20 protein-coding genes and 2 tRNA genes are annotated in these 26,990 nt (G+C 56.4%); 16 read left to right on the forward strand and 6 right to left on the reverse strand.

Annotated features, from left to right (window positions below; all coding sequences use genetic code 11):
• The first annotated feature begins 340 nt into the window (after window positions 1–340).
• The 8 genes from JJB97_RS06135 to recD all read left to right on the forward strand — a co-directional run bounded on the left by JJB97_RS06135 (window position 341) and on the right by recD (window position 14,141).
• Entirely contained in the window at window positions 341–811 is a 471-nt protein-coding gene (locus tag JJB97_RS06135; RefSeq protein ID WP_249938854.1) for a prepilin peptidase-dependent protein, read from the forward strand.
• Window positions 811–1,338, forward strand: coding sequence for a prepilin peptidase-dependent protein (locus JJB97_RS06140; protein ID WP_238713149.1), 528 nt, complete (start codon window positions 811–813; stop codon window positions 1,336–1,338). The genes JJB97_RS06135 and JJB97_RS06140 overlap by 1 nt, the downstream gene beginning before the upstream one ends.
• Window positions 1,335–1,739, forward strand: a complete 405-nt coding sequence (locus tag JJB97_RS06145) for a DUF2509 family protein (RefSeq protein WP_238713150.1) — start codon at window positions 1,335–1,337, stop codon at window positions 1,737–1,739. Before JJB97_RS06140 ends, JJB97_RS06145 begins: the two co-directional genes overlap by 4 nt.
• A complete protein-coding gene (locus JJB97_RS06150; protein ID WP_238713151.1) occupies window positions 1,727–2,071 on the forward strand; it encodes a prepilin-type N-terminal cleavage/methylation domain-containing protein in 345 nt (114 codons plus the stop codon). The genes JJB97_RS06145 and JJB97_RS06150 overlap by 13 nt, the downstream gene beginning before the upstream one ends.
• Before the next feature lie 143 nt (window positions 2,072–2,214).
• Window positions 2,215–5,595, forward strand: a complete 3,381-nt coding sequence (gene recC / locus JJB97_RS06155) for an exodeoxyribonuclease V subunit gamma (RefSeq protein WP_238713152.1) — start codon at window positions 2,215–2,217, stop codon at window positions 5,593–5,595.
• Window positions 5,596–5,860: 265 nt separating this feature from the next.
• Window positions 5,861–8,746, forward strand: a complete 2,886-nt coding sequence (ptrA, locus tag JJB97_RS06160; protein ID WP_238713153.1) for a pitrilysin — start codon at window positions 5,861–5,863, stop codon at window positions 8,744–8,746.
• Window positions 8,746–12,297 (forward strand): exodeoxyribonuclease V subunit beta, encoded by a 3,552-nt coding sequence (gene recB, locus JJB97_RS06165; RefSeq protein WP_238713154.1) that lies wholly within the window; start codon window positions 8,746–8,748, stop codon window positions 12,295–12,297. The genes ptrA and recB overlap by 1 nt, the downstream gene beginning before the upstream one ends.
• Complete coding sequence (recD, locus tag JJB97_RS06170) at window positions 12,294–14,141, forward strand: exodeoxyribonuclease V subunit alpha (protein ID WP_238713155.1); 1,848 nt, start codon at window positions 12,294–12,296, stop codon at window positions 14,139–14,141. The genes recB and recD overlap by 4 nt, the downstream gene beginning before the upstream one ends.
• 261 nt (window positions 14,142–14,402) lie before the next feature.
• Here recD and argA read toward each other — a convergent pair whose 3' ends face one another.
• Entirely contained in the window at window positions 14,403–15,734 is a 1,332-nt protein-coding gene (gene argA / locus JJB97_RS06175) for an amino-acid N-acetyltransferase (protein ID WP_238713156.1), read from the reverse strand.
• A gap of 227 nt (window positions 15,735–15,961) precedes the next feature.
• On the opposite strand from argA, the gene amiC reads away from it, so the two are divergent.
• Window positions 15,962–17,212 carry an N-acetylmuramoyl-L-alanine amidase AmiC gene (gene amiC / locus JJB97_RS06180; RefSeq protein ID WP_238713157.1) on the forward strand — a complete coding sequence of 417 codons (1,251 nt, stop codon included), beginning with the start codon at window positions 15,962–15,964 and terminating at the stop codon, window positions 17,210–17,212.
• A 203-nt stretch (window positions 17,213–17,415) separates the two neighbouring features.
• On the opposite strand, the gene JJB97_RS06185 is transcribed toward amiC, so the two are convergent.
• A tRNA-Met gene (locus JJB97_RS06185) sits at window positions 17,416–17,492 on the reverse strand.
• Between the two features lie 62 nt (window positions 17,493–17,554).
• Window positions 17,555–17,631 (reverse strand) — tRNA-Met (locus JJB97_RS06190).
• Between the two features lie 207 nt (window positions 17,632–17,838).
• Here JJB97_RS06190 and mltA point away from each other — a divergent pair.
• Complete coding sequence (gene mltA / locus JJB97_RS06195; RefSeq protein WP_238713158.1) at window positions 17,839–18,942, forward strand: murein transglycosylase A; 1,104 nt, start codon at window positions 17,839–17,841, stop codon at window positions 18,940–18,942.
• A 66-nt stretch (window positions 18,943–19,008) separates the two neighbouring features.
• Window positions 19,009–19,818 (forward strand): tRNA cyclic N6-threonylcarbamoyladenosine(37) synthase TcdA, encoded by an 810-nt coding sequence (gene tcdA / locus JJB97_RS06200; protein WP_238713159.1) that lies wholly within the window; start codon window positions 19,009–19,011, stop codon window positions 19,816–19,818.
• Window positions 19,819–19,825: 7 nt separating this feature from the next.
• On the opposite strand, the gene csdE is transcribed toward tcdA, so the two are convergent.
• Both csdE and csdA read right to left on the reverse strand, forming a co-directional pair.
• On the reverse strand, window positions 19,826–20,266 hold the full coding sequence (gene csdE / locus JJB97_RS06205) for a cysteine desulfurase sulfur acceptor subunit CsdE (protein WP_238713160.1): 441 nt from the start codon (window positions 20,264–20,266) through the stop codon (window positions 19,826–19,828).
• 2 nt (window positions 20,267–20,268) lie between these two features.
• The gene (gene csdA / locus JJB97_RS06210) at window positions 20,269–21,474 is read right to left on the reverse strand and encodes a cysteine desulfurase CsdA (protein WP_238713161.1); all 1,206 of its coding nucleotides are present in this window, start codon (window positions 21,472–21,474) and stop codon (window positions 20,269–20,271) included.
• Between the two features lie 196 nt (window positions 21,475–21,670).
• Between csdA and JJB97_RS06215 the strand changes: the two genes are divergently transcribed.
• The 4 genes from JJB97_RS06215 to rlmM all read left to right on the forward strand — a co-directional run bounded on the left by JJB97_RS06215 (window position 21,671) and on the right by rlmM (window position 24,686).
• The gene (locus JJB97_RS06215) at window positions 21,671–21,895 is read left to right on the forward strand and encodes a YgdI/YgdR family lipoprotein (RefSeq protein ID WP_238713162.1); all 225 of its coding nucleotides are present in this window, start codon (window positions 21,671–21,673) and stop codon (window positions 21,893–21,895) included.
• A gap of 336 nt (window positions 21,896–22,231) precedes the next feature.
• The gene (gcvA, locus tag JJB97_RS06220) at window positions 22,232–23,149 is read left to right on the forward strand and encodes a glycine cleavage system transcriptional regulator GcvA (protein WP_238713163.1); all 918 of its coding nucleotides are present in this window, start codon (window positions 22,232–22,234) and stop codon (window positions 23,147–23,149) included.
• Window positions 23,150–23,194: 45 nt separating this feature from the next.
• Window positions 23,195–23,590 carry a DUF423 domain-containing protein gene (locus JJB97_RS06225; protein WP_238713164.1) on the forward strand — a complete coding sequence of 132 codons (396 nt, stop codon included), beginning with the start codon at window positions 23,195–23,197 and terminating at the stop codon, window positions 23,588–23,590.
• Complete coding sequence (rlmM, locus tag JJB97_RS06230) at window positions 23,583–24,686, forward strand: 23S rRNA (cytidine(2498)-2'-O)-methyltransferase RlmM (RefSeq protein ID WP_238713165.1); 1,104 nt, start codon at window positions 23,583–23,585, stop codon at window positions 24,684–24,686. The genes JJB97_RS06225 and rlmM overlap by 8 nt, the downstream gene beginning before the upstream one ends.
• Here the strand turns inward: rlmM and xni are convergent.
• A complete protein-coding gene (gene xni, locus JJB97_RS06235; protein ID WP_238713166.1) occupies window positions 24,683–25,438 on the reverse strand; it encodes a flap endonuclease Xni in 756 nt (251 codons plus the stop codon). The genes rlmM and xni overlap by 4 nt on opposite strands.
• A gap of 531 nt (window positions 25,439–25,969) precedes the next feature.
• On the opposite strand from xni, the gene JJB97_RS06240 reads away from it, so the two are divergent.
• The gene (locus tag JJB97_RS06240) at window positions 25,970–26,746 is read left to right on the forward strand and encodes a winged helix-turn-helix domain-containing protein (protein ID WP_238713167.1); all 777 of its coding nucleotides are present in this window, start codon (window positions 25,970–25,972) and stop codon (window positions 26,744–26,746) included.
• The last annotated feature ends 244 nt before the right edge of the window (window positions 26,747–26,990 follow it).

Here is a 26,990-nt window from a genome sequence, read left to right on the forward strand (position 1 = left end):
CTGTCTGCGACAGAATGGGGTGTGTCAGCCGTCTCGCGGCGCGCTTAGCGCGCCGTCAGATTGTTGATAAAGAAGGAAAAAACGGGGTTTTTCCTTCTTTTTGGCAAGCAGGCGAAAATCAATGCATTGATTTTCCCTATTTTTTAATGAGTTTCATCCATCCTGTCTGCGACAGGTTGGGGTGTGTCAGCCGTCTCGCGGCGCGCTTAGCGCGCCGTTTTTCATTGCGGCTTCCTGAATGACTGCAACCTGCTGCACAGCGTGCTGATTTATTGCGCGCTGCCTCGTAGACGCCGTTTTTGCGACTGGATTATGCGGGGAATATCTCCAGACTGCCGCTATGGGCAGAAAACAGCGGGGCTATAGCCTCATGGAATTGATGATTGTGTTGGCGGCGACGGCAATGCTGAGCATGGGCGGCATGCGCGGCTGGCAAAAGTGGCAGCAACGCCAGCGGCTTGAACAGAGCGCGCGGTCATTGCTGGTATGGCTACAGCAGCAGCGTGACGAGGCTAACGCCTTCAACCGTGAGCGCGTACTGGTCGTTATACGTAACGGCGAACTCTGGTGTTTGAGCGCAGAAGCAGCCGCCGCTTCTGTATGCCATGCGCCCAGCCGCCGTATCTGGATGCCGCCGTGGCCGGGCGTGACGCTGGCGGAATTTACCCCAGGGTTGACATTTTTCGGCCTGCGCAACACCGCATGGAACGGGCATATTACGCTGGAAAATGAGGCGGGGCGTAGGCGGGCGGTGATTTCAACCTGGGGGCGCATTCGCCTGTGTCGGGCGGGGGAGGCGGGATGCCGGTAATGCGAGGTTTTACCCTGCCGGAGGCGCTGCTGGCTACGGCAACAGGAAGCTTGCTGCTGCTGGCAGGTAGCCGCCTGTTGCCGATGCTGCAACTGATAACCCTGCAGGAAGCGCAGCAGCAGTATCTGGAAGATACGCTGTGGCGTCTGGCCGCGACTATAGGCAAAACGCTACAGCGCGCGGGCTACTGTCACAGCGAGTGTCGTGCTGAAGGACTGCGGCTGGTAGACGGCGGGCGCTGCGTCATTGCGTGGCGCGAAAAGGCTTTTGGAGCAGGCAGTGAACAAGTGGGGTACCGCCTGAAAGGCGGCGCGCTGGAAACCTTCAGCGGCAAAGTGAACTGCGCCGGCGTCGGTTGGGAAAAAATGAGTGACGCTGAGCGTCTGTGGATTGATACATTCCAGGTGCGGCGCGTTGAACGGCCTCCTTTTGCACCGCGCATTACCGTGATGCTGCGGGCAAGAGCGCCTCAGCCAGGAAGCGCGCCGGTGGAAAAGGCGTATAGCGTTAGCGGGTTTAACCTGTGAGAGGCCAGAACGGTAGCGCTATGATGGCGGCTGTGCTGCTGCTGATGCTGTTTGGCGTTCTGCTGCTGCGCGGGCTGGAACAGGTGTATGAATTAAGAATGCAGGGCGTCGGTATTGAAATACGGCGTATTCGCGCAGCGACGCAGGCGCACAGCGCGCTGTCGTGGGCATTGACGCAGCGCTGGCAGGCGCAGCCCGCGTGGCAGTGTCTGGCGGCGCAGGGAGGAGGCGTGGCCTGTGTGCGAGCGCTGGACAGCGGCCTGTTGCTTTTAGGGCAGGACGATGAAGGCCTGCTGCGTTTCTGGCGGCGGGCTTCGCTGTCGGCCGGGAGGATTATGTTTAACCCGCGCGGGTGGAGTGACTTTTGCCCGCTGGCGGATACTGCGCAATGTGCGCCATGAGCGGCGGCGCCCGTGGGTTCAGCTTCCCGGAAACGCTGCTGGCGCTGCTGATGCTGGCTACTGTTTGCGCAGGACTGGCAAACTGGCAACGCGCGCTGGCTCTGGGGCTGCGCGCGCAAAGCCAGGCGCTGCGGCTATGGCGGGAGCTTGAACAGCAAACCGATGTTATGGCGCCAGGGTCGGATAACAAACAGATTACGCGAAGCGAGACACCGCGCCTGGGATGTGTCAGCATCACGGTTTCGCTGGTCGGGCAGGCGGGCTATAGCGGTAAGCTCTACCGTCTGCATTGCCCGTTAAACGCTTACTTAAGCGATCCGCCTGCGGATTAGCCCGTTATAACGCGGCGCAAAAAATGCCTGTTTACGCATCAGGCAAACAAATATAACGTAAAACGCCGCGCATCCCTGTGGGTGCGCTGGTTAAATAATGATTCAACGTCGCCAGACATTGCAGGGTTTAAGAGGGCGAGTTTATGTTGCGGGTGTATCACTCCAACCGGCTGGATGTGCTGGAAGAAATTATGGCGTTTATTATGGAACGCCAGCCGCTGGGCGATCCCTTTGAGCCTGAAACGGTGCTGGTACAGAGCGTCGGTATGTCGCAGTGGCTGCAAATGATGCTGGCGCGCCGCTTCGGCATTGCTGCTAATATCCACTTTCCGCTGCCTTCCCGCTTTATCTGGGAGATGTTTGTGCGCGTATTGCCAGATATTCCGCAAGAGAGCGCCTTTAGCAAAAGCAGTATGACCTGGAAGTTAATGAGCTTACTACCAGGCTGCCTTGAACTACCTGAATTTGAAACGCTGCGCCTGTATCTGGCTGAAGATAGCGACTGCCGTAAGCAATATCAACTGGCAAGCCGCGTTGCAGATTTGTTTGACCATTATCTGATTTATCGCCCGCAGTGGCTGCTGCGCTGGGAAGCGGGCGGCGAGGTGGAAGGGCTTAGCGAGGTTCAGCGCTGGCAGGCTACGCTATGGCGGAAACTTAGCGAGCTTACCGACAACCTCGGTCAGCCGCGCTGGCACCGCGCCAATCTCTACAGCCGGTTTATCCATGCTCTTGAGCAGGCCAAAACCTGCCCGCCGGGCCTGCCGTCGCGGATATTCATTTGCGGTATCCCGGCGCTGCCGCCGGTTTATCTGAATGCGTTACAGGCGCTGGGCCGCCATATTGAGATCCACCTGTTGTTCACCAATCCCTGCCGCTATTACTGGGGCGATATTAAAGACCCGGCGTTTCTGGCGCGCCTGGTAGGTAAACAGCGGCGTAAGCATAATAGCGATTGCGCGCAGCCGCTGTTCAAAGATAGCGCTGGCGCGGCTGGGTTATTTAACGATGACGGCGTACAGGAGGTGAGCAACCCGTTGCTGGCCTCATGGGGCAAGCTCGGGCGCGACTACAGCTTTTTATTATCCGGGCTGGAGCAGGCGCAAGAGGTGGATGCCTTTGTGGATATGCCTGACGATAACATGCTGCACCGCTTACAGGGCGATTTGCTGGAGTTGCAGGACAGCGAAGTGGCAGGGCTAACGGAAGACGCATTCGAACGCAGCGACAATAAACGACGTCTCGACCCAGGCGATCGCAGTATTTCAATTCACATATGCCACAGCCCGCAGCGCGAAGTGGAAGTGCTGCACGATCAGCTTCTGGCGATGCTGGAAAATGATCCGACGCTGACGCCGCGCGATATTATCGTCATGGTGGCGGATATTGACAGCTATAGCCCGTTTATTCAGGCCGTTTTTGGCAGCGCAGACGGTGACAGGCGGCTGCCTTTTGCTATTTCCGATCGCCGGGCGCGTCAGGCGCACCCGGCTGTTCAGGCTTTTCTTACGCTGCTCTCGCTGCCGGACAGTCGTTTTGTATCAGAGGATGTGCTGGCGCTGCTTGAAGTTCCCTCGCTTGCCGCGCGCTTCAATATTGATGAAGAAGGGCTGCAATTTCTACGCCAGTGGGTAGAGGAATCCGGCGTGCGCTGGGGGCTGGATGACAACAATGTTCGGGAAATAGGGCTGCCGGTCACCGGCCAGCATACCTGGCAATTTGGTTTGACGCGCATGCTGCTTGGTTATGCGATGGACAGCGAAGCGGGCGAATGGCAGTCGGTGTTGCCGTATGATGAATCCAGCGGGCTGATTGCGGGGCTGGTTGGGCATCTGGCGGATTTACTGGCGCAGTTGAACCGCTGGCGTATCGCGCTGGCGCAGCCGCGTACGCTGGCGCAGTGGCTGGCGCTGTGCCGCGATATGCTAAACGCGTTCTTTTTACCAGACCCCGATGCTGAAGCGGCGCTGGCGCTAATCGAACAGCACTGGCAGACGCTGATAAAGCAGGGAACAGAGGCCTGCTATCAAAAAGAGGTTCCCCTTACGCTGCTGCGCGATGAGCTGGCTTTTCGTCTGGACCAGGAGCGTATCAGCCAGCGTTTCCTCGCCGGGCCGGTAAACTTTTGTACACTGATGCCGATGCGATCCATTCCCTTTCGCGTTGTGTGCCTGCTGGGAATGAACGACGGTGTTTATCCGCGCGTATTGCCGCCGCCTGGCTTTGATTTGATGAGCGAAAAACCGGAACGCGGGGATCGCAGCCGCCGCGACGACGATCGTTATCTGTTTCTTGAAGCGCTCGTTTCCGCGCAGCAGCGTCTGTGGATTAGCTATATTGGCCGGTCAGTGCAGGATAACAGTGAACGGTTCCCATCAGTGCTGGTTGAAGAGTTAGTGAACTATATCGCCCATAGCCACTACCTGCCCGGCGATGAGGCCTGCGACAGCGATGAAAGCGCGCAATGCGTGGCGCGCCATATTACCTGCGAGCACCCGCGCACGCCCTTTGACGCCGCCTGCTTTATACGCGATGGCGAATTCCAGAGCTATGCGCGCGAGTGGCTTGCGGCCGCCAGCGAGCAGGGCGCCGCGCCGCCTGCGTTTATTCAGCCGCTGGTTGCGCAGCCGCTTGAAGAAATTTCACTTGAGCAGTTACAGCGATTCTGGGGTCACCCCGTCAGAGCGTTTTTCCAGATGCGGCTGCGGGTAAACTTTGCCCGCCAGGAGAGCGGGCTGGCGGATACCGAACCTTTTAGCCTTGATGCGCTCAAGCGTTTTCGTATGAATCAGCAGTTGTTGAACGCGCTGGTTCGCCAGCAGGATCCGCAAGCCTTGTACCGGCGTTATCGCGCGGCAGGTGAGCTGCCCTATGGCGCTTTTGGCGATATCCTGTGGGAAGCCCAGCATGATGAAATGCAGGCGTTGGCCCGAAAAGTGCTGCAAGCGCGCCAGCCGGGAGAAAACCGGGAAATCAACCTGCAAGTGGGCGATGTTCGGCTTACCGGCTGGCTTCACGACGTACAGCCGGACGGCCTGCTGCGCTGGCGCCCATCTTTGCTACGTATGCCGCACGGCTTGCAGCTTTGGCTTGAACATCTGGTTTATTGCGTGAGCGGCGGGGAGGGGAGCAGCCGCTTGCTGGGGCGACGGGAAGGCATGTGGTCCTTCCCGGTGCTGGCGCACGAAGAAGCGCTGGCGCTGCTTACCGCGCTGGTGGAAGGATATCGTGAAGGAATGCGCGAACCGCTTATCCTGTTGCCTGACAGCGGCGGCGCCTGGTTGAAAACCTGCTATGACGCGCAAAACGACAGTATCAGTTGGGATGAAGAAACCCAGCGCAAAGCGCGTGCGAAGCTGGCGCAGGCCTGGGAAGGCAACCAGACCATAGCAGGCGAAGGGAATGATATCTGGCTGCAAAGGCTGTGGCGCACGCTGGATGATGACTATTACCAGGCTATTGTGCGCGAAGCGCAGCGCTGGCTGCTGCCCATGCTCAGGCACCATCGCGCGTCAGATTGTTGACAAAGAAGGAAAAAACGGGTTTTTTCCTTCTTTATGGTAAGCAGATGAAAATCAATGCGTTGATTTTCCTGATTTTTTATTGTATTTCATCCATCCTGTCTGCACAGGATGAGGGTTGTCAGCGGCCTCGCGCGCCTTAGCGCGCTAATTTATGATGCGCACGCCGTATTCAGCGGCATCCGGACCACGGCGCGCCGACGGTGCGCGTCGGGCCGGGAAAAGACGAAAATAATGATGAAAGGCCGTTCCATTGTGAGGGTTATGAATGCCTAATTGCAGCACCTGGTTGAGAATGCTTTTTGTCGTTTCTGCTTTCTGGGCGCCGTTAAGCCAGGCAGAGACGGGCTGGCGGCCTGTAGAACAAACCATTCGTAAAAGCCGGCAGGATCCCCGTGACTATCAGGCCATACGCCTGGATAACGGTATGGAAGTGTTGCTGGTTTCCGATCCGCTGGCGGTAAAATCGCTGGCTGCGCTGGTCGTGCCGGCAGGATCGTTACAGGATCCTGACGCGCATCCGGGCCTTGCTCATTATCTTGAACACATGACCCTGATGGGGTCGAAAAAATACCCCGCTCCTGATGAGTTAGCCGAGTTTTTGAAAAAGCACGGCGGTAGCCATAACGCCAGCACGGCGCCCTATCGTACTGCCTATTATCTGGAAGTGGAAAACGATGCGCTGGAGCCTGCCGTTGACCGGCTGGCGGATGCCATTGCCGAACCTAACCTGGCTGCGGAGTATGCCGGGCGCGAGCGCAATGCGATTAATGCGGAATTAACGCTGGCGCGCGCGCGTGACGGCATGCGCATGGGGCAGGTCAGCGCTGAGACGATCAACCCGGCGCACCCGGGAGCGCGTTTTGCCGGCGGCAACCTTGAAACCCTCAGCGACAAGCCCGGCAGCAAACTACAGGATGCGCTACTGGATTTTCGCCGCCGGTGGTACTCCGCCAATGTGATGAAAGCGGTTATTTATAGCAACGGCACGCTGCCTGAACTTGCGCGCATTGCTGCGAAAACCTGGGGGCGGGTGCCGAATCTCAACATTGAGAAGCCGGAAATTAACGTACCGGTCGTCACCGATGCGCAAAAAGGGCAAATTATCCACTATGTGCCGGCGCTTCCACGTAAAATGGTGCGCGTTGAGTTTCGCATTGATAACAACAGCGATAAGTTTCGCAGCAAAAGCGATGAACTGATTGGCTACCTGATTGGCAACCGCAGCGCTGATACGCTTTCCGACTGGCTGCAAAAGCAGGGGCTGGCTGAGAGTATCAACGCCAGCGCAGATCCCGCCGTAGCCGGTAACGGCGGCGTATTCGTTATTTCCGTATCGCTGACAGACAAAGGCCAGGCGCAGCGCGATCGCGTGGTTGCCGCCATTTTTAGTTATCTCAGCCTGCTGCGCGAAAAAGGTATTGATAAACGCTACTTTGATGAACTGGCGAATGTGCTGGATCTGGATTTTCGCTACCCGGTTATTACCCGAAATATGGATTATATTGAATGGCTGGCGGATAACATGCTGCGCGTACCGATAGCGCATACGCTGGATTCCGTCAACATAGCCGATCGCTTTAACCCCCGGGAAATTCACGCGCGCCTGGCGATGATGACGCCGCAAAACGCCCGCATCTGGTATATCAGTCCGGACGAGCCGCATAATAAAACGGCCTATTTTGTGGATGCGCCTTACAAGGTAGAGGCGCTCACTGCCGCAATGCGGGAAAAATGGCGTCGCGAGGCCGACGCCATCCGTTTGAAACTGCCGGCCCTTAACCCCTACATTCCGGATGATTTCTCGCTGATTAAAACCGCGAAAGCCGCTAAGCATCCGCAACTGCTGGTGGATGAGCCGCAACTGCGCGTGTTGTACATGCCGAGCGCCCACTTTGCCGATGAGCCGCGCGCCGATATCACCGTTGTGCTGCGTAACCCGAAAGCGATGGACAGCGCGCGAAACCAGGTTCTGTTTGCGCTTAATGATTACATGGCGGATATCGCGCTGGATGAACTGAGCTACCAGGCATCCGTGGGCGGCATCGCGTTTTCCACGCGCGCCAGTAGTGGGCTGATGGTGAATGCTAACGGCTACACGCAGCGTCTGGCGCAGCTTTTCAGCGAGTTGCTTGACGGTTACTTTAGCTATATCCCGGCGCAGACGTGGCTGGCGCAGGCGAAATCCTGGTATACGCGTATGCTTGATGCCGCCGAAAAGGGCAAGGCCTACGAGCAGGCGATTATGCCCGTGCAGATGCTATCGCAGGTGCCCTATTTCCAGCGCGCCGATCGCCGCGCGCAGTTGGCTTCCATTACGCTTGAGGAGGTGCTGCGCTATCGGGAAATGCTCAGGCGCGGCGCGAAGCCGGAGTTCCTGGTTGTAGGCAATATGACGGCGCAACAGGTACGTAAACTGGCGGCGCAAACCCGCGAGCGGCTTGATACCCGCGGCGATGCGTGGTGGCGCGCTAAAGATGTCCTGGTTAATAAACCGCGGCGAATCCTGGTTGAAAAAGCGGGCAGCAGCACCGACTCCGCACTGGCGGCGGCGTTTGTGCCGACCGGCTATGATGAAATTCACAGCGCGGCGCTGAGCGCGGTGCTGGCGCAAACCATCCAGCCCTGGTTTTATACGCAATTGCGCACCCGCGAGCAGTTGGGGTATGCGGTGTTTACGTTCCCGGTGGCCGTGGGCCGCCAGTGGGGAGTCGCTTTCCTGTTGCAAAGCAGCGATAAACAACCGGCGGCGCTGTGGGCGCGTTATCAGGCCTTTTTCCCGACAGCGGAAAAGCGGCTGCGTGATATGCCGTTGCAGGAATTTGAGCAAATCAAGCAGGGCGTTATAGGGGAAATGTTGCAGGCGCCGCAGACGTCTGGCGAAGAAGCTGCGCGGTTTAGCAAGGATTTCGACCGTGCGAATCTGGCGTTTGACTCCCGGGAAAAGGTGATTGCCGCTATCCAGGCGTTAAAACAGTCGCAACTGGTGGACTATTTCCATAAGGCGGTATTAACGCGAAGCGGCATGGCGATACTGTCGCAGATTGCGGGCAGCCAGGGGGGAAAGGCCCTGTACGCCAACCCGGCGGGCTGGCAGCGTGAAAATGATATCAGCGCGCTGCAACGCACATTGCCGCTGGTAAGTGAAAAGTAATGGTCGATTTCAGCGCCCAGCCTCTCGATCCGCTATGCCTGCCGCTTTCGGGCGAGCGGCTGATAGAAGCATCTGCCGGTACGGGAAAAACCTTTACCATTGCCGCGCTTTACCTGCGCCTGCTGTTGGGGTTAGGGGGCGATTCGGCCTGTCCGCGCCAGCCTGACGTAAAGGAACTGCTGGTGGTGACTTTCACCGAGGCGGCTACTGAAGAGCTACGCGGCCGAATTCGCGCCAGAATTCATGAGCTGCGCGTGGCCTGTATTCGGGGGCGCAGCAGCGATGCGTTGTTAAGCCGCCTGCTTGACGATATTCCCGATCGGCGCCAGGCGGCGCGAGCGCTGCTGTTAGCGGAGCGGCAAATGGATGAAGCGGCTATTTTTACCATTCACGGCTTCTGTCAGCGCATGCTCAGCCTCAATGCGTTTGAATCCGGCATGTTGTTTGAACAGCGGTTACTGGAAGATGAAAGCCTGCTGCGCCAGCAGGCCTGTGCGGATTTCTGGCGTCGCCACTGTTATCCGCTGGCGCGCCCCGTGGCGCAGGCGGTAAGTGAATTATGGTCAGGGCCTGATGCGCTATTGCAGGATGTCAACGCCTGGCTACAGGGCGAAGCGCCGCTGCTGCGCCAGCCGCCCGCCCAGGATGAAACCCTTGAGCAGCGTCATGCTGCGATTGTGGCGCGCATTGATAGCCTTAAGGCGCAGTGGCGTGCTGCGGCGTGCGAGCTTGAAGCGCTGATTGCCGCCTCCGGTGTGGATAAGCGCAGCTTTAGCAGTAAGTATTTGCCCGCTTGGCTGGAGAAAGTTGGGGTTTGGGCGCAGCAGGAAACCGTAAGCTACCAGTTGCCGGAGGCGCTGGCGAAATTTAGTCAGTCATTTCTTATTGAAAAAACCAAAAAAGGCGAAGCGCCGCGCCACCCCTTATTTGAAGCTATTGACGCGCTGCTTGCCGGGCCGCTGACGCTGCGGGATTGGGTGATTGCCCGTGCGATGGTTGAAATACGCGAGAGCGTGGCAAAGGAGAAACAGCGTCGCGGCGAGCTGGGTTTTGACGATATGCTAAGCCGACTGGATGCGGCGCTGCGCCAGCCGGGCGGTGAACAGCTTGCAGCCGCTATTCGCCGCCGATTTCCGGTGGCGATGATCGATGAATTTCAGGACACCGATCCGCAGCAGTACCGTATTTTCCACCGAATATGGATAAGGCAGCCGGATTCGGCGCTGTTGCTGATTGGCGATCCCAAGCAGGCAATCTATGCGTTTCGCGGCGCAGATATATTTACCTATATGCGGGCGCGCTCTGAGGTAAGCGCCCACTACACGCTTGATACCAACTGGCGCTCGTCGCCGGGCGTGGTGGCAGGCGTTAATGCGCTGTTTTCCCATCAGCAAAACCCTTTTCTGTTTCGCCAGATTCCTTTCCTGCCGGTTAACCCAGCCGCGCATAATGCGCAGATGCGTTTTACCGTGAATGGGGTGGCGCAGCATGCTATGCGGTTCTGGCTGCTGGCGGGAGAAGGAGTGAGCGTAAGCGATTACCAACAGGCGATGGCGCAGCGCTGCGCGGCGCAAATAAGAGACTGGCTGGAGGGCGGCCAGGGCGAAACGGCGTTGCTCTGGCGCGGCGAGACGGCGCGGCCGGTACGCGCCAGCGATATCACTGTTCTGGTGCGCAGCCGCAGCGAGGCCGCCGTTGTGCGTGAAGCGCTGGCTGCGCTTAATATCCCTTCCGTTTATTTATCCAATCGCGACAGCGTATTCGCCACTCAGGAAGCGCGTGAAATATTGTGGCTGCTTCAGGCGGTGCTGGCGCCAGGGCAGGAGAGCGCGCTGCGCTGCGCAATGGCGACCAGTATACTGGGGCTGGATGCCCGGACGCTGGATACGCTCAGCCAGAATGAAGACGCCTGGGATGCGCTGGTGGAGGAGTTTGACGGCTATCGCCAGCGCTGGCGACAGCGCGGGGTCATGCCGATGATTCGTGAGCTGATGGCGCGGCGCGGCGTTGCGGAAAACCTGCTGGCGTCGCCCGGAGGCGAGCGGCGTCTGACGGATGTGTTGCATATCAGCGAACTGCTCCAGGCGGCTGCGGCAGGCCTGGATAGCGAGCATGCGCTGGTGCGTTGGCTGGCGCAGAATATTGCTGAGCCGGACAGCAACGCTGCGGTTCAACAGTTGCGGCTTGAGAGCGATCGCCATCTGGTACAGGTAGTCACTATCCATAAATCAAAAGGCCTTGAATATTCCCTGGTTTGCCTGCCGTTTATTGCCAGCTTCCGCCCGCAGAAGCAGGCGTTGTATCACGACAGACGTACCTTTGACGCGCTGCTTGATCTCAGTAACGATGCCGAAAGCCTGGCGCTGGCGGAAGAGGAGCGGCTGGCGGAGGATTTACGTTTGCTCTACGTGGCGTTAACCCGCGCGGTCTGGCACGTGAGCGTTGGCGTAGCGCCGCTGTTTCGCGGCAGCCGGACGAAAAAAGGAGCCTCTGATTTGCACCATAGCGCCATTGGCTGGCTGCTTCAGCGCGGCGAAGCTATGAATGCCGCGCAGTTGTATGACGCGCTGGCGCAGTTTTGTCGCGACGATATCTCGCTGGAGGTTGTTGAACCTGGTGCTACAGATTGCCGAATGTGGCAGCCGTCACGCAGCGATAGCCCATCGCCGGTCGCGCGTAAGCTGCGTCGCCCGCTTCAGAACGACTGGCGAGTGACAAGCTATACCGGACTTCAGCGCTACGCAAGCGGAAGCGTTGCGCAGGCGCTGCTGCCCCGCCTGGACATAGATGCCGCAGGCGCGGCGCAAACGAGCTGCACGCCCTTACTGACGCCTCATACCTTTCCACGCGGCGCTTCGCCGGGAACATTTCTTCACGGCTTGTTTGAGCAGCTTGACTTTACGCGCCCGATTGATGCCGGCTGGCTGGGCGAACAATTGCGCCTGGGCGGCTTTGACGAGGCCTGGCAGCCCGTACTTTGCGCCTGGTTAAGCCAGGTACTGGCGGCGCCGCTAAATGCCCACGGCGTTTCGCTTAATCAGTTATCGGTGAAAGAGCGTCTCGTGGAGCTGGCATTTTATTTGCCGATTGACGCCGCGCTTTCACCTCAGGCGATAGATGCTCTAACCCATCTCTACGATCCGCTCTCGGCACAGTGCCCGCCGCTGGATTTTCAGCGCCTGCGCGGCATGCTTAAGGGATTTATTGATCTGGTGTTTTGCTGGCAAGGGCGCTATTACCTGTTGGATTATAAATCGAACTGGCTGGGCGAAAACGGCGAGGCGTATACACCGCAGGCGATGGCAAAGGCAATGTGTGAACATCGTTATGATTTGCAGTATCAACTTTATACCCTGGCGCTGCATCGCTACCTGCGTCACCGCATCCCTGATTATGACTATGAGCGCCATTTTGGCGGCGTCATTTATCTTTTCTTACGCGGTATAGACGAGGCGGCGCCAGCGCAGGGTATCTTTACGACCCGGCCCGCGCCAGAGCTGGTGGCTGGGTTTGATGCGCTGTTTGCTGGCGTGACGGAGGACATTACGTGACCATAACGGAACTGCTGGAACAGGCAGTGGAACAAAAACTGGTACGTCCGCTGGATGCGCGTTTTGCTCTGACGCTGGTTGGCGAACATGCGCCCGGCGCGCTGTTGGCGGCCGCGCTGTTGAGCCGTGATGCGGGCGAAGGGCACGTTTGCCTGCCTGTGTCGCGTCTGCAGCCGGAGCACAGCTTTGCGCATCGCCATAAGGCGCTGGCGCAGGCGCTGTTTGCTAAAGCCGGTCTTCAGCCGGACTGGCGTGATGCGCTGCTGGCCTCTGCGGCTATCAGCGAAGGCGAAGCGCCCACGCCGATAAAGCTTGTCGGCCAGCGGCTTTACCTTAACCGTATGTGGCGCAATGAGCTGGCGGTGGCTGCGTTTTTCCGCGATGGCAACCACGCCATTATGCAGGATGAAGCGAAACTTCGTTGTGTGCTTGACGGGCTATTTGCCCCGCTTGATGAAACCGACTGGCAAAAAGTGGCGGCTGCCGTGGCGCTGACGCGTCGAATTGCGGTTATTTCCGGCGGCCCAGGCACAGGTAAAACGACCACAGTGGCGAAGCTGTTAGCCGCGCTGGTGCAGTTAGAAGAAGCGCGGCAGCCTCGTATCCGGTTGGCGGCGCCTACCGGCAAGGCGGCCGCGCGGCTGACCGAATCACTGAGCGCTGCGCTGCAACGCCTGGCGCTTACGCCGCAGCAAAAAGCGCTGTTGCCGGAAGAGGCCTGTACGCTTCACCGCTTGCTGGGCGTACAACCCGGTAGTCAGCGTTTGCGCTATCATGCCGATAATCCGCTGCATCTTGACGTGCTTGTTGTGGATGAGGCGTCAATGGTCGATTTACCGATGATGGCGCGTCTGGTAGCGGCGTTGCCGCAACGCGCGCGGGTTATCTTTCTGGGCGATCGCGATCAGTTGGCTTCGGTAGAAGCGGGCGCGGTGCTGGGCGATATCTGTCAGTTTATCGGTTCCGGCTACAGTGTGACGCGTGCGGCGCAGTTGTCGCGTCTGACAGGCTGTACGGTACCCGCTGGCGATACGGGCGGCGCGGATGCGCTGCGCGACGGGCTGTGTCTGCTGCGTAAAAGCTACCGTTTCGGCAGTCATTCCGGTATCGGCCAACTGGCGGCGGCGGTCAACCGTAGCGACGTACGCCAGGCGCAGGCCGTGTGCGCAGGGCAATTTTCCGACGTGGCCAGCCATCTGCTCTCCAGCACGGCCGATTATGAGGCAATGATCGAGGGCGCGATGGCGGGCTATGAGCACTATTTACAGTATGTGCATAAAACGGATGTCGATCCTGCACAGGCGCTTGACGCCTTCGGTGATTATCAACTGCTTTGCGCGCTGCGCGCGGGCGCGTTTGGCGTGAGCGGCCTGAATGCGCGGCTGGAACAGGCGCTGGCGCGCCGGCGGCTGATATCACGGCCTGATAACGTTTCGCGCTGGTATCACGGGCGGCCAGTGATGATTGCCCGCAACGACAGCGCGCTGGGGTTATTTAACGGCGATATTGGCATTGCGCTCGGTCAGGGCAGCGCGCTGAGAGTATGGTTTGCGTTGCCGGACGGGACGCTGAAGTCCGTACAGCCGAGCAGAATGCCGGCGCATGAGACGGCATGGGCGATGACGGTGCATAAGTCCCAGGGGTCTGAATTTGACCATGCCGCACTGGTGTTGCCGCGTGAATTTGTACCGCTGTTAACCCGGGAGCTGGTGTATACCGCTATTACGCGCGCGCGGCGGCAGCTGACGCTGTATGCGCAGCCCGGCGTGCTGGAGCGGGCGATTGTCTGTGCGACCGAGCGGCGCAGCGGGTTGCCTGAACTGTTTAGAGAAAGCGTGGCGTAACGTTTTGGCCGGGATAAGCCTCACCCGGCTTTTCCTTTTCATCCCACAGCGTATTTGCGCATGGGGACGGGGAGGCCGCCTTCGTCAGTATCCTGTTATGCTTTAATTTGCAGGACGCTGATAAGCCCACACCGCAGGGCAGGGGCGTAATGTTAAAAGACGAAGCGCGCTTTCCCGCAGGGGAGGCGCGGTCTGATTTAGGTTGTTTTTCTTTGCCGGGGGCGGCATACCGGCAACCTGCGCGGGTTATCGCATCAGACATCAGCTTAGATCCGCCATCAGTACTTTCGAGCGACGCTGATAGTTGTACATCAGCTTTTTGCTTTCCGGCAGCAGTTCAATATCAACCGGCGTAAAGCCGCGCTCCTGGAACCAGTGAATACTACGCGTGGTGAGCACAAACAGACGCGTGAGCCCCAGTTGCTTTGCATGCGCGGCAATGCGATTAAGCAGCGCTTCGCCGCGTGACGAGCTGCGGTAATCGGGGTGTACTGCCACGCAGGCCATTTCGCCGATTTTTTCTTCGGGGAAGGGATAGAGCGCCGCACAGGCGATAGTCAGATTATCGCGTTCGATAATCGTAAATTTGTCGATCTCCATTTCCAACTGCTCGCGCGAGCGGCGTACCAGGATCCCCTGCTGCTCCAGCGGGCGAATTAATTCAAGTATACCGCCGATGTCGTTAATCGTAGCGCGGCGGATCTGCTCGGCGCTTTCCATGACGATTTGTGTTCCAATGCCGTCACGGGAGAAGAGTTCCTGCAGTAGCGCGCCATCTTCGCGATAGCTAATTAAGTGACAGCGGCGTACGCCGCTGCGGCAGGCCTTGATCGCGCCGCGCAGAAAACGTACCGTGCCGGAGTGGTAATCGCCAGCGGCTTCCAGCTCTTCGACCCGCTGTTGCGCGTCGTTAGGGAACAGTTCAGAAATAATAGCGCCGCTGGCGTCGGTGACGCCCTGAGAAGAGCAAAAGCCTATCATTTTCTCAGCCCGTAGCTTAGCGGCCAACTGAGTGGCTATCTCCTCAGAGGTGAGATTAAAGCTTTCTCCGGTCACGGAGACGGCCACCGGCCCCAGCAGGACAATGGCGCCGCTGTCGAGCTGGCGATGAATCGCCTCTTCGTCAATGCGGCGAATGCGCCCGCTGTGGCAGTAATCCACGCCGTCGTCCACCCCCAGCGGCTGGGCGATGATAAAGTTGCCGCTAACGACATTAATATGCGCGCCCTGTAGCGGCGTGTTGCTCAGGCTCATCGACAGGCGAGCGGTAATTTCCAGTTGCAGCATGCCGGCGGCCTGTTTGACCAGCTCAAGCGCCCGGGAATCGGTAACGCGGGTATGTTTATGATAAACCGGTTCGCAACGGTGTTCTTCCAGGTTGGCGTCAATTTGCGGGCGTGCGCCATATACCACGACCAGACGTATACCCAGACTATGCAGTAGGCCAATATCATTGATAATGCTGGCAAAGTTTTCATCTTCTATTGCTTCGCCGCCTAACATAATGACAAAGGTTTTACCCCGGTGAGCGTTGATGTAAGGCACGGAATGGCGGAATCCTTCGACCAGTTCAGTTTTTCGCTCCTTAACCATGACACGTCCTCTCTGCATGTTTATTCGTAATTTATGTATTTTTATTCTTTTCCGGCAGCAAGCGCAAGCGTCATTTTTGCGGCTTTTCATGTGATAAGCGGATTTACGTTCACCCGTTAGCGAATGTTTACCCTTCTATAGATGACAGTTGCAGCCGGTTTCGTTAAAGTTTTCCATTCAGAATTTTTTAAATTTCATCGTTCGTTGTTTATTTGCTCGGGAGAAGCATGTCGGGAGACAGTCTGTTCAGCCGCCGTCGTTTGCTGCAGGGGGCAGGAGCCATATGGCTGTTAAGCGTTAGCCCGCTGGGATTTGCCGCTGCAGGCCAGGTGATTGCCGTTCGCCTGTGGCCGGCATCGGCCTATACCCGTGTGACGCTGGAGTCGAACCGTGAGCTGAAGTACCGGCAGTTTGCGCTTAGCAACCCGGAGCGCGTAGTGGTGGATATCGAAGGCGTACAGCTTAATTCGGTGTTAAAAGGGCTGGATAAACTGGTAAGGACGGACGACCCTTATATTAAATCAGCGCGCGTAGGTCAGTTTGATCCGCAGACGGTACGCCTGGTCTTTGAGCTGCGCCAGAATGTGTCGCCGCATCTGTTTGCGCTGGCGCCCGTGGCGGGCTTTAGGGATCGCCTGGTTATGGATCTTTACCCGGTCAACGCCTCTGAGGTAAAAGATCCGCTAATGGCGCTGCTGGAAGAGTATAACAGCGGCAGGCTTGACAGGCAGAGCGTCGCCCGTAACCAGGGGCCGCAGCCGGGGAAGGCCGGGCGTGACAGGCCGATCGTTATCATGCTCGATCCCGGGCATGGCGGCGAAGACCCAGGCGCTATCGGTAAATACAAAACGCATGAAAAAGATGTGGTATTGCAAATCGCCCGCCGCCTGAAAGCGCTGATTGATAAGGAGCCGAATATGAAGGCTTACATGACGCGCAATGAAGATATTTTTATTCCGCTTAGCGTGCGCGTGGCGAAAGCGCGCAAACAGCGTGCGGATTTGTTCGTCTCCATCCATGCCGACGCCTTTACCGACCGCTCTGCGCACGGTTCATCAGTGTTTGCGCTTTCAACAAAAGGCGCCACCAGCACAGCAGCCAAATACCTTGCGCAAACGCAGAATGCCGCCGATTTAATCGGCGGCGTGGGGAAAAGCGGCGATCGCTATCTGGATCATACCATGTTCGATATGGTGCAATCGCTGACCATTAACGATAGCCTGGCTTTTGGCAAGGCGGTGCTCAACTATATGGGAAATATTAACCGCCTGCACAAGCCACGCGTCGAGCAGGCCGGGTTTGCTGTGCTCAAGGCGCCGGATATTCCGTCAATCCTGGTGGAGACGGCGTTTATCAGCAATGTGAATGAGGAGCGTAAGCTGCGTACGGCAGCTTTTCAGCAGAAAGTGGCGCAATCAATTCTTAAGGGCATACGGGCCTATTTTTCCAGTGAGGCTATGCTGGCGCGGCGCGGGTAGTTGGGTTGATGCGCCTTGCGTGCCGCCCGGCTGCGTTCATTTTCCGGGCGCTTACTTAACCTGCGGCATTGGCGGCGGCTATAGCGACGGGCGGAAAAGCATGGGCGGTTTTTGCTCAGTCACCCTTTCCTGGCTTTTTCTGAGCGGCGGCTTAATGAAGGGCCGGAAACAAAAAAACACCCGAACGGGCGTTTAGTTTGTTGTGGTTGCGGGGGCCGGATTTGAACCGACGACCTTCGGATTATGAGCCCGACGAGCTACCAGGCTGCTCCACCCCGCGTCCGTCTTTCTACATAATAATAGAAACTTTTTACACATCTGCGCTGTTTCCAGCGTCCTGACTGGTTGCGGGGGCCGGATTTGAACCGACGACCTTCGGGTTATGAGCCCGACGAGCTACCAGGCTGCTCCACCCCGCGTCCGTGGATGCGCACTATACTCTCCGCGAAATTTCATGCAACCCCTTTTTTACAATAAGTCCGTATTTTTGAAAATGACCGCTGAATTATCCATCATTAGCATGATTTTTACGCAGAATCAGAATCGCGGCCGTTCTGTACGTTTCAATCAGCCCTGGCGTTTGCTATCTTGCCGGAGCGAGCCACATATACGGACAGAAAAACATTATGAAAGGTCGTTGGGGCAATAACATTCTCGCAGGCGCCGTGGTGGTTATGCTGGCCGCCTGCTCATCAAAACCGACCGATCGCGGACAGCGGTATAACGACGGAAAATTCAGCGAACCCTTTTCTCTGGTAAATCAGCCGCACGCGATGGGCGCGCCCATTAACGGCGGCGACTATTCTCGCCAGATAAGGGAGATTCGCAATGCTTCACCGCAGTTGTATCGCCGTCAGAGCAATATCTACAGCGCAGTGCAGGAATGGTTGCGCGCTGGCGGCGATACCCGCATGCTGAGCCGGTTTGGGCTGGATGCCTGGCAGATGGAGGGGACGGATAACTACGGCAACGTGCAGTTTACCGGCTACTATACGCCGATCGTTCAGGCGCGTTATACCCGCCAGGGGGCGTTCCAGTATCCTATTTATCGCATGCCGCGGACGCGCGGCCGCCTGCCGTCGCGCGCTGAGATATACGCAGGCGCGCTGAGCGACAGTGATGTGTTGGCCTATAGCAACTCGCTTATCGATAATTTTATTATGGACGTGCAGGGCAGCGGCTATATTGATTTTGGCGATGGCCGCCCGCTTAGCTTTTTTAGCTATGCGGGCAAAAATGGTCGCGCCTACCGCAGTATTGGCAGGGTGCTGGTCGAACGCGGTGAAGTGAAGCTCGAAGATATGTCATTGCAGGCCATTCGCCACTGGGCGCAAACCCACAGCCCGGCGGAAGTGCGCGAGCTGCTGGAGCAAAACCCATCCTTTGTCTTCTTTCAGCCGAAACCGTTCTCGCCGGTGAAGGGGGCCAGCGCGGTGCCGTTGATTGACAGAGCGTCGGTCGCATCCGATCGCAGTATTGTGCCTGCGGGCACGACGCTGCTGGCGGAAGTGCCATTGCTGGACGGCAACGGCAAGTTTCGCGGTGAATATGAGCTGCGTGTGATGGTCGCGCTGGACGTGGGTGGGGCGATTAAGGGGCAGCATTTTGATATCTACCAGGGTATCGGCCCTGAAGCCGGGCACCGCGCTGGCTGGTATAATCACTATGGGCGCGTTTGGGTGTTGAAGGCCGCGCCGGGGGCCGCCAACCAGCTTTTGACCCGCCTGTAAGCCGCGTTCAGGTTTTATCCTGCGGGCCGAACTGTCGGCCCGCTCTGTTTTTTGAGGTTTTAAATTATGGCAGTAGTTCTGAGCGATGCCTGGCAGCAGCGTTTTGGCGGTACGGCGCGCCTGTATGGTCGTGAGGCGTTGCAACTGTTTGCCGATGCGCATATCTGCGTTATTGGCATTGGCGGCGTGGGGAGCTGGGCGGCGGAGGCGCTGGCGCGTACCGGCATCGGCGCTATCACGCTCATTGATATGGATGATGTTTGCATAACAAATACGAATCGCCAGATTCACGCGCTGCGGGAAACGGTGGGCCAGGCGAAAAGCGAGGTGATGGCGCAGCGTATCCGGGAGATTAACCCCGAGTGTCGCGTCACCGTTGTGGATGATTTTGTTAGCGTCGAGAATGTGGCTTCGCTGCTCAATCAGGGATTTAGCTATGTGATTGACGCAATCGACAGTCTACGCCCTAAGGCGGCGCTGATCGCTTTTTGCCGTCGCAATAAGATCCCGCTGGTAACCACCGGCGGCGCAGGCGGGCAGAACGATCCCGGGCAGATCCAGGTGGCGGATTTAGCGAAAACCATTCAGGATCCGCTGGCGGCGAAGCTGCGCGAGCGCCTGAAAAATGATTTTGGCGTGGTAAAGAACAGCAAAGGTAAGCTGGGCGTGGACTGCGTGTTTTCTACCGAAGCGCTGGTTTATCCGCAGGCGGATGGCTCCGTTTGCGCGGCGAAAAGCAGCGCTGAAGGGCCAAAGAGGATGGACTGTGCTTCCGGCTTCGGGGCCGCGACGATGGTTACCGCCACGTTCGGCTTTGTGGCGGTCTCGCATGCGCTGAAAAAAATGATGGCAAAAGCGGCGCGTGAGCGCGCCTGAGGTGGGGTTAACCTGCGGCGATGTCGCGCACTTTTTGCGCCAGCGCCGCCAGCCCCTGGCTTCGCGAGGCGCTAAGCTCCGCGCTCAGGCCAAGCTCGTCAAATAACGCCAGCGGATCGATTTGTTGCAGCATTTGCGGCGTTTTTCCCTCTATGGCGGTCAACAGCACTGCCAGCAGACCGCGCACAATACGGCCTTCGCTGTCGCCATAAAAATGTAGCCGTCCGTCGCGCTCAAGCGTATGACCGAGCCAGACCCGGTTCTCGCAGCCGCGAATTTCATTGGCCTGCGTTTTGAACTCATCAGGCAGCGCAGGTAGCTGTTTGCCAAGTAGAATGAGCTGACGATATTTTTCTTCCCACTGCTGTAGCGGCGCAAAGGCGCGACGCAGATCGTCGGCGGTAAGCGTCACGCCAAAGGGGTGCGCGGCGGCAAAAGCGTTGGTCATGTTTAATCTCCCAGCAGTTCCAGCGCCTGGTCAACGGCCTCAATCAGGCGCTCGACGTCTTCGCGTGTATTGTAGGGGGCAAATGAGGCGCGCAGCGTCCCGCTGACGCCCAGCGCCGCCAGCAGCGGCTGGGCGCAGTGCTGCCCTGCGCGCAGGGCGATGCCGGATTTTGCCAGCAGCGTTGCCATATCGCCGTGATGGATATCGGCAAAGTCGAAAGCCAGCAGGCTTGCATTCTGGCAGCGAAAGCTGCGAAACCCTGGCCGTTTTGCCAGCGCGTCTTGCGCCAGCGTGGCAAGCCCACGGCTGTAATTCTCCGCCTGGGTCATATCCTGCTCCGCCAGCCACGCCAGCGCTGCGCTCAGGCCGATGACGCCCGCAATGTTAGGCGTACCAGCCTCAAAGCGATACGGCGGCGGCTGTAGGGTAAAGCCGCCAAATGAAACCTGTTCGATCATTTTACCGCCCCCAAGCCAGGCAGACATATCCGCCAGCAGTTCGGCCTTGCCGTACAGCGCGCCGATACCGGTAGGGCCATACAGTTTGTGTCCGGAAAATGCGTAAAAATCAATGTCAAGCAGGCGTACATCCGGCGCGCAGTGTACCGCGCCCTGTGCGCCGTCGATAACGACAAGCGTGCCGTTTGCGTGAGCAAGTTGTATCGCGCGAGCAATATCGGGGCAGCCGCCGGTAACGTTCGACATTTGCCCCAGCGCCAGCAGGCGCGTGCGCGCGTTGAGCAGCGCAGGTAGCTGTGAAATATCCGGCAGCCGGTCGCCGCCCAGCGGCAGTTTTACCACGCGGGCGCCGGTTTGCTGCGCCACCATGAGCCAGGGAACCAGGTTGGCATGGTGTTCGGCCTCGCTGACGATAATTTCATCGTCTGCGGTTAAGCGCGGACGCGCCCAGCACTGGGCGACGATATTAAGGGCCTCGGTTGCGCCTTTTGTCCAGACAATTTCCTGCGCGCTTGCGGCGTTAAGCCATTGCGCCGCTGCGTCGCGGGCGGCTTCGTATTGGGCCGTCAGCCATTGTGCCGCGCCGTGTTGGCTGCGGTGTACGCTGCCTGTGTTCAGGGAGTAAAACTGCCTGCTGGCTTCGATAACCGCCAGCGGTTTAAGCGCCGTGGCGGCGCTGTCAAGGTAGACGCCAGCGTCGGCCAGCGCCGGAAACTGCTCGCGAAAGCGGGCGGGGTTGAAAGCTGTCATGTTTTTCCTCGCGTCAGTATTGGGATCGTGACGCATTTCTTTACGTGGTACAAGCGTTTCAGGGAAGAGAACGTCAGAGGCCCTGCCCGCGCAGTGGAAATTGCGCAAAAGCGGATTATGCTAAATATCAACGGGTTCATATTTCAGCCTGTTAGCAGGTCTAATGTTATCAACATTAAACGCTACAAGGAGACAAATGATGAAGATTGTTGCTTTGATGGGTGCCGGTATTATGGCCTTTACGCTTACCGCCTGCTCCGGGCCTAACTATGTTATGCATACTAACGATGGCCGTTCAATTGTCTCTGCGGGAAAACCAAAGACCGACAGCGAAACCGGCATGATTAAGTATAAAGATGCCAACGGCAATAAACAGCAAATTAACCGCGCTGATGTGAAAGAGATGGTTGCAATAGAGTGACAGGCAGGCAAAAAAAAGCACCGCTTTAGCGGTGCTACATTAATCACTATGGACAGACAGGGTAAATGTACAGTAAGTGAAAACGGCAGTTAACTGCCCGGGCCTGAATGACAGACCCAATGCAAACACAACAACACAACAACACAACATCACAACCGTAAGCCAAAAGCTCCGACAGGTCAGAAAACTTTTCGTTCCGGCTCAGGAAGTGGCGCCACTATAGGTATTTACTGGTGTATGCTCAACGGACAATTTATAATGTCTCGGATAAAAAAAACTAATAGGTGATAATTGTTGCCTGTTTGTTGTTTTCCTTAACGTTTAGCCTATACATCCATGTCCAAGCGATTGCCGCCTTTAAATGCGTTACGTGTTTTTGATGCCGCTGCCCGCCATCTGAGTTTTACCCGTGCGGCTGAAGAACTCTTTGTTACTCAGGCTGCGGTCAGCCACCAGATCAAGTCGCTTGAAGATTTCCTGGGGCTTAAGCTTTTTCGCCGCCGCAACCGTTCGCTGCTGTTGACTGAAGAAGGGCAAAGTTATTTCCTTGATATCAAAGAGATTTTTTCCCAATTAACGGAAGCTACGCGTAAGCTCCAGGCGCGCAGCGCCAAAGGGGCGCTTACCGTGAGCCTGTTACCCAGTTTTGCGATACAGTGGCTTGTGCCGAGGCTGTCGAGCTTTAACGCCGAGTGGCCAGGCATCGACGTACGTATTCAGGCTGTCGATCGTGAAGAAGAAAAATTGACCGACGACGTGGACGTGGCGATTTTTTATGGCCGTGGCAACTGGCCGGGGCTGCGGGTAGAAAAGCTGTACGCGGAATATCTCCTGCCGGTTTGTTCGCCTGTGCTGCTGACGGGCGAAAAAGCGCTGAAGCTGCCGGAAGATCTGGCGCGCCACACGTTGTTGCATGATGCTTCGCGTCGCGACTGGCAGGCCTATACGCGCCAGTTGGGGCTTAATGCTATTAATGTGCAGCAGGGTCCTATCTTTAGCCACAGCGCGATGGTGCTTCAGGCGGCTATCCACGGGCAGGGCGTAGCGCTGGCGAATAACGTTATGGCGCAGTCGGAAATTGAGGCCGGGCGTCTGGTCTGCCCGTTTAACGATGTGCTGGTAAGCAAAAACGCTTTTTATCTGGTTTGTCATGACAGCCAGGCAGAACTGGGTAAAATAGCTGCTTTCCGGCAATGGATTCTGGCGAAGGCGGCCAGTGAACAAGAAAAATTTCGCTTTCGCTATGAGCAATGATTCACGCCATGCGCGCAACAGGTGCGCAATAATCAGGATTGCATAATGACCAGCCGTTTTATGTTTATTTTTGCCGCTATCAGCGGTTTTATTTTTGTCGCGTTAGGCGCGTTTGGCGCGCACGTGCTGAGTAAATCGCTGGGCGTGATGGAGATGGGGTGGATACAGACCGGCCTGGAATATCAGGCTTTCCATACGCTTGCTATTTTTGGGCTGGCCGTTGCGATGCAGCGCCGTATCAGCATCTGGTTTTACTGGAGCAGCGTGTTGCTGGCATTGGGCACGGTACTGTTTAGCGGCAGTCTGTATTGTCTGGCGCTTTCCCATTTGCGCCTGTGGGCCTACGTTACGCCGGTAGGCGGCGTAAGTTTCCTCGCAGGCTGGGTTTTAATGCTGATTGGCGCGTTGCGTCTGAAACGAAAAGGTGTTGTGCATGAATAATAAGGTGATCCTTTACTGCCGCCAGGGATTTGAAAAAGAGTGTGCGGCGGAAATCACCGATAAGGCGGCACAGCAGGGGGTTTTTGGTTTTGCCCGCGTTAAGGACAACAGCGGATATGTTATTTTTGAGTGCTATCAGCCAGAAGAGGCGGACAAGCTTGCCAGAGCGCTACCGTTTAGTACGCTGATTTTCGCCCGTCAGATGTTTGTGGCCGGGGAATTACTGAAGGACTTGCCGGCGCACGATCGCATTACGTCGGTGGTGGGGATGCTTCAGGGCGTCGTGGAAAAAGGCGGCGAGCTGCGTGTGGAAGTCGCGGACACTAACGAAAGCAAAGAGTTAATGAAGTTTTGCCGAAAATTTACCGTGCCGCTGCGCGCTGCGCTGCGTGAGGCTGGCGTTTTGACGCGTTATGAAACGGCAAAGCGGCCGGTGATTCACGTTTTCTTTGTTGCGCCGGGGTGTTGTTATACCGGCTATTCGTACACTAATAATAACTCGCCTTATTATATGGGCATTGCGCGCCTGAAGTTTCCGGCAGATGCGCCAAGCCGCTCTACGCTTAAGCTGGAAGAGGCGTTTCACGTTTTTATCCCGGCGGATGAATGGGAGGAGCGGCTGGCAAACGGCATGTATGCCGTGGATCTCGGCGCCTGTCCCGGAGGCTGGACCTATCAGCTTGTTAAACGCAACATGTGGGTATATTCCGTTGACAATGGCCCGATGGCGCAAAGCCTGATGGATACCGGCCAGGTCACCTGGCTGCGTGAAGACGGGTTCCGGTATCGGCCGGATCGCAACAATATTTCGTGGATGGTATGCGATATGGTGGAAAAACCGGCGAAAGTGGCCGCGCTTATGGCTCAGTGGCTGGTTAACGGCTGGTGCCGCGAGACAATTTTCAACCTTAAGCTGCCGATGAAAAAGCGCTACGAAGAGGTATCGCAGAATCTGGCGCAGATCAGAGAAAAGCTGGATGCAAACGGCGTTAACGCGCAGATACAGGCGCGCCAGCTATACCACGATCGTGAAGAGGTTACCGTGCATGTGCGGCGCATCTGGGCTGCGCTGGGCGGGCGGCGCGATGAACGTTAACAGGCCAGGCGCAGTTGCTGAAGATTGCCGTTAAGCCTGAGTGTGGTTTGTAGCCGCGATACATCGCGGCTGATAAAGGCCAGTTCACGCTGTTGCGCCAGTTTTGTACGCCACTTTGCCGGGATATCGCTCAGGTTTTCATACAGCGTTTCCAGCGTCTGATACTGACGAATGAGCGGCGCGGCGCTTTTGCCGCCAATACCCGGCACCCCGGGTATTTTGCTGCTGCTGATCCCTGCAAGCCCCCAGTAGTCGGGCAACTGTTGCGCCTGTACGCCGAATTCCGCTTCCACAAAGGGCATGTCCAGCCAGCGTTTTTGAAAATAATCGCGCAGGCGAATGCGCGCAGAAAGGAGCTGGCAATAGCCTTTGTCAGTAGAAACCAGCGTGACGTCAACGCCCGCTTCGGCAACCCGCGTCGCCAGCGTGGCCGCCAGGTCGTCCGCTTCTTCTCCCGGCGTTGACCAGCACTGTACTCCACGCCTGATAAATGCCTCGCGCAGCGCGGGAAGTTCCTGTATTAACGTCTGCGGCGCAGGCGCCCGGCCTGCTTTATAGTCGGGAAGCCGCTGATGCCGCCAGCCGTGGTGACGGGCGGCATCGTCGAAGACGGCCACCGCATGGGTGGGCCGGCTGTGCGTAATTAATTGTTCCAGCGCCCCCAGACAGCCCTGTCTGCATGGCGAACCCTGCACAGCGTGAATACGCCGAATCAGATTTAAAGCATCCACAATTAATAGATGTGCCGCCATCTCTTACCCTCCTTAAACGCTGAAGGTATTTTGTCATTTTTATACCTTCAGGGACAGAAATACTACTTATGTGGTTAATTTCCTGCATTTATGGTTTCACAGCGCCTGGTATTGAGGTTAAATAATAACCAAAAAAATGTTGCAGTCCATGCTGTATGTACCCTGTTAAGGCTTTGCGCAGAAGAATATATGGTTACCTGCCGATAGAGTTAAGATGTTAGTTTCTTAATTTTTATTAATATAAGTATTGATTTGTGATTTTCATTTTAATTTAGCTTACAGGAAGTGTTTAAGGTTATTTGTTATTAATTTTTAACTAAAATATTCAAACAGATAGTAGATGGTGTAATATTTGCAAAATTTAAATTCTTTCCGTAAGTAATGAAAAATACCTGATGTGCGCCCGGCCAGTGGGTAGGGGCCATCATGGTTTTATTTGTTATCTTTCAGCCTGACATCTGGCGCACGGTACGGCAAATAGATGATTATGGCCGTTCCATTTTGTTGGAAAGAAATAACAGGGGATTGTTGATGAGATATATTCTTTGCGACCAGGTTATTTTCGAACCAGAATCGAACGCGCTTTATACCGTAGATAATTGTGAAGAGGTGGTGACAATATCAAATCCTGCCCGGCGGCTGCTGGAATTGTTGATATTGCATCAGGGAGAAAGCGTACGCCGTGAAGAGATTTTTCATAAGGTCTGGGACGAATTCGGAATGGTGTCGAGTAACAATAATCTGAATCACTGCGTCAGTAAACTCAGAAGAATGTTGCGCGATTTTGGTATTGAAGATGATGTTATTATTACTATTCCAAAATTGGGTTTTTTACTACATAAAGATATCTCCGTGTGCGCGGTCAGCGATGACGGCAGCGCAATGCCGGTATTCGCCCGGTTGCCTGCTTCCGCTATTGATGGCCCGGAGGCGCCGCAGGTTAAGCACAGGATCCCTTATTTGCGTATTTGCTTCGCATTGTGTGTCGGGGTCGTTATTTTATTAAGTATGTTGTGTTTTGGAATGCTGTTCTATCCCCACGCTGAGAACGATATTGAGCTGGGGAGAGTGGAAGGGTGTAACGTACTGTTTTATGGTGAAAATATGGATGCTGATAAACAGCGCTTAATTAAACAGAGCGTTCAACATCATATCGACAGGCGCGCTGTCACCTGTCGCGATGGCGAATATCTGTTGGTCTACCCGCAGGATAAAGGCCCCCATTTGCCTCAGAATGCTATAAGGCTGCATATTACGCACTGCGCTTTACAACAAAACAGTCAGACAGAAGTGTGTTCTGATATTTAATTTATCGTGCTTTCTGCCTGTGCTCATATAAAATAAATAAATAAGCATAAAATTAAAAATTATATTCTGTATTTTTTAAGAAATTAGATTTCTTTGCGCTGTCAGCCTTAATAAGGCAAGTGGTATGGTATTCAGAAAACAGCCCGGCTACGAACATGTTCATAATAAGGGAAGTGAAAACCAACGTTTATAATGAGTGATTGTGGCGCGAGTGTTTAATTTTGGTTAAATTGAATTTTCTGTA

It is taken from the genome of Tenebrionibacter intestinalis (genome assembly GCF_016632365.1).
In the GTDB taxonomy this organism is placed as follows: Bacteria; Pseudomonadota; Gammaproteobacteria; order Enterobacterales; family Enterobacteriaceae; genus Tenebrionibacter; species Tenebrionibacter intestinalis.

Bases quoted from the DNA above. Each gene is read 5' to 3' on its own strand.
- JJB97_RS06135 (WP_249938854.1), top strand. From the start codon at position 341: ATGGGCAGAAAACAGCGGGGCTATAGCCTCATGGAATTGATGATTGTG.
- JJB97_RS06140 (WP_238713149.1), top strand. From the start codon at position 811: ATGCGAGGTTTTACCCTGCCGGAGGCGCTGCTGGCTACGGCAACAGGA.
- JJB97_RS06150 (WP_238713151.1), top strand. From the start codon at position 1,727: ATGTGCGCCATGAGCGGCGGCGCCCGTGGGTTCAGCTTCCCGGAAACG.
- recC (WP_238713152.1), top strand. From the start codon at position 2,215: ATGTTGCGGGTGTATCACTCCAACCGGCTGGATGTGCTGGAAGAAATT.
- ptrA (WP_238713153.1), top strand. From the start codon at position 5,861: ATGCCTAATTGCAGCACCTGGTTGAGAATGCTTTTTGTCGTTTCTGCT.
- recB (WP_238713154.1), top strand. From the start codon at position 8,746: ATGGTCGATTTCAGCGCCCAGCCTCTCGATCCGCTATGCCTGCCGCTT.
- argA (WP_238713156.1), bottom strand. From the start codon at position 15,734: ATGGTTAAGGAGCGAAAAACTGAACTGGTCGAAGGATTCCGCCATTCC.
- amiC (WP_238713157.1), top strand. From the start codon at position 15,962: ATGTCGGGAGACAGTCTGTTCAGCCGCCGTCGTTTGCTGCAGGGGGCA.
- mltA (WP_238713158.1), top strand. From the start codon at position 17,839: ATGAAAGGTCGTTGGGGCAATAACATTCTCGCAGGCGCCGTGGTGGTT.
- tcdA (WP_238713159.1), top strand. From the start codon at position 19,009: ATGGCAGTAGTTCTGAGCGATGCCTGGCAGCAGCGTTTTGGCGGTACG.
- csdE (WP_238713160.1), bottom strand. From the start codon at position 20,266: ATGACCAACGCTTTTGCCGCCGCGCACCCCTTTGGCGTGACGCTTACC.
- csdA (WP_238713161.1), bottom strand. From the start codon at position 21,474: ATGACAGCTTTCAACCCCGCCCGCTTTCGCGAGCAGTTTCCGGCGCTG.
- JJB97_RS06215 (WP_238713162.1), top strand. From the start codon at position 21,671: ATGATGAAGATTGTTGCTTTGATGGGTGCCGGTATTATGGCCTTTACG.
- gcvA (WP_238713163.1), top strand. From the start codon at position 22,232: ATGTCCAAGCGATTGCCGCCTTTAAATGCGTTACGTGTTTTTGATGCC.
- JJB97_RS06225 (WP_238713164.1), top strand. From the start codon at position 23,195: ATGACCAGCCGTTTTATGTTTATTTTTGCCGCTATCAGCGGTTTTATT.
- rlmM (WP_238713165.1), top strand. From the start codon at position 23,583: ATGAATAATAAGGTGATCCTTTACTGCCGCCAGGGATTTGAAAAAGAG.
- xni (WP_238713166.1), bottom strand. From the start codon at position 25,438: ATGGCGGCACATCTATTAATTGTGGATGCTTTAAATCTGATTCGGCGT.
- JJB97_RS06240 (WP_238713167.1), top strand. From the start codon at position 25,970: ATGAGATATATTCTTTGCGACCAGGTTATTTTCGAACCAGAATCGAAC.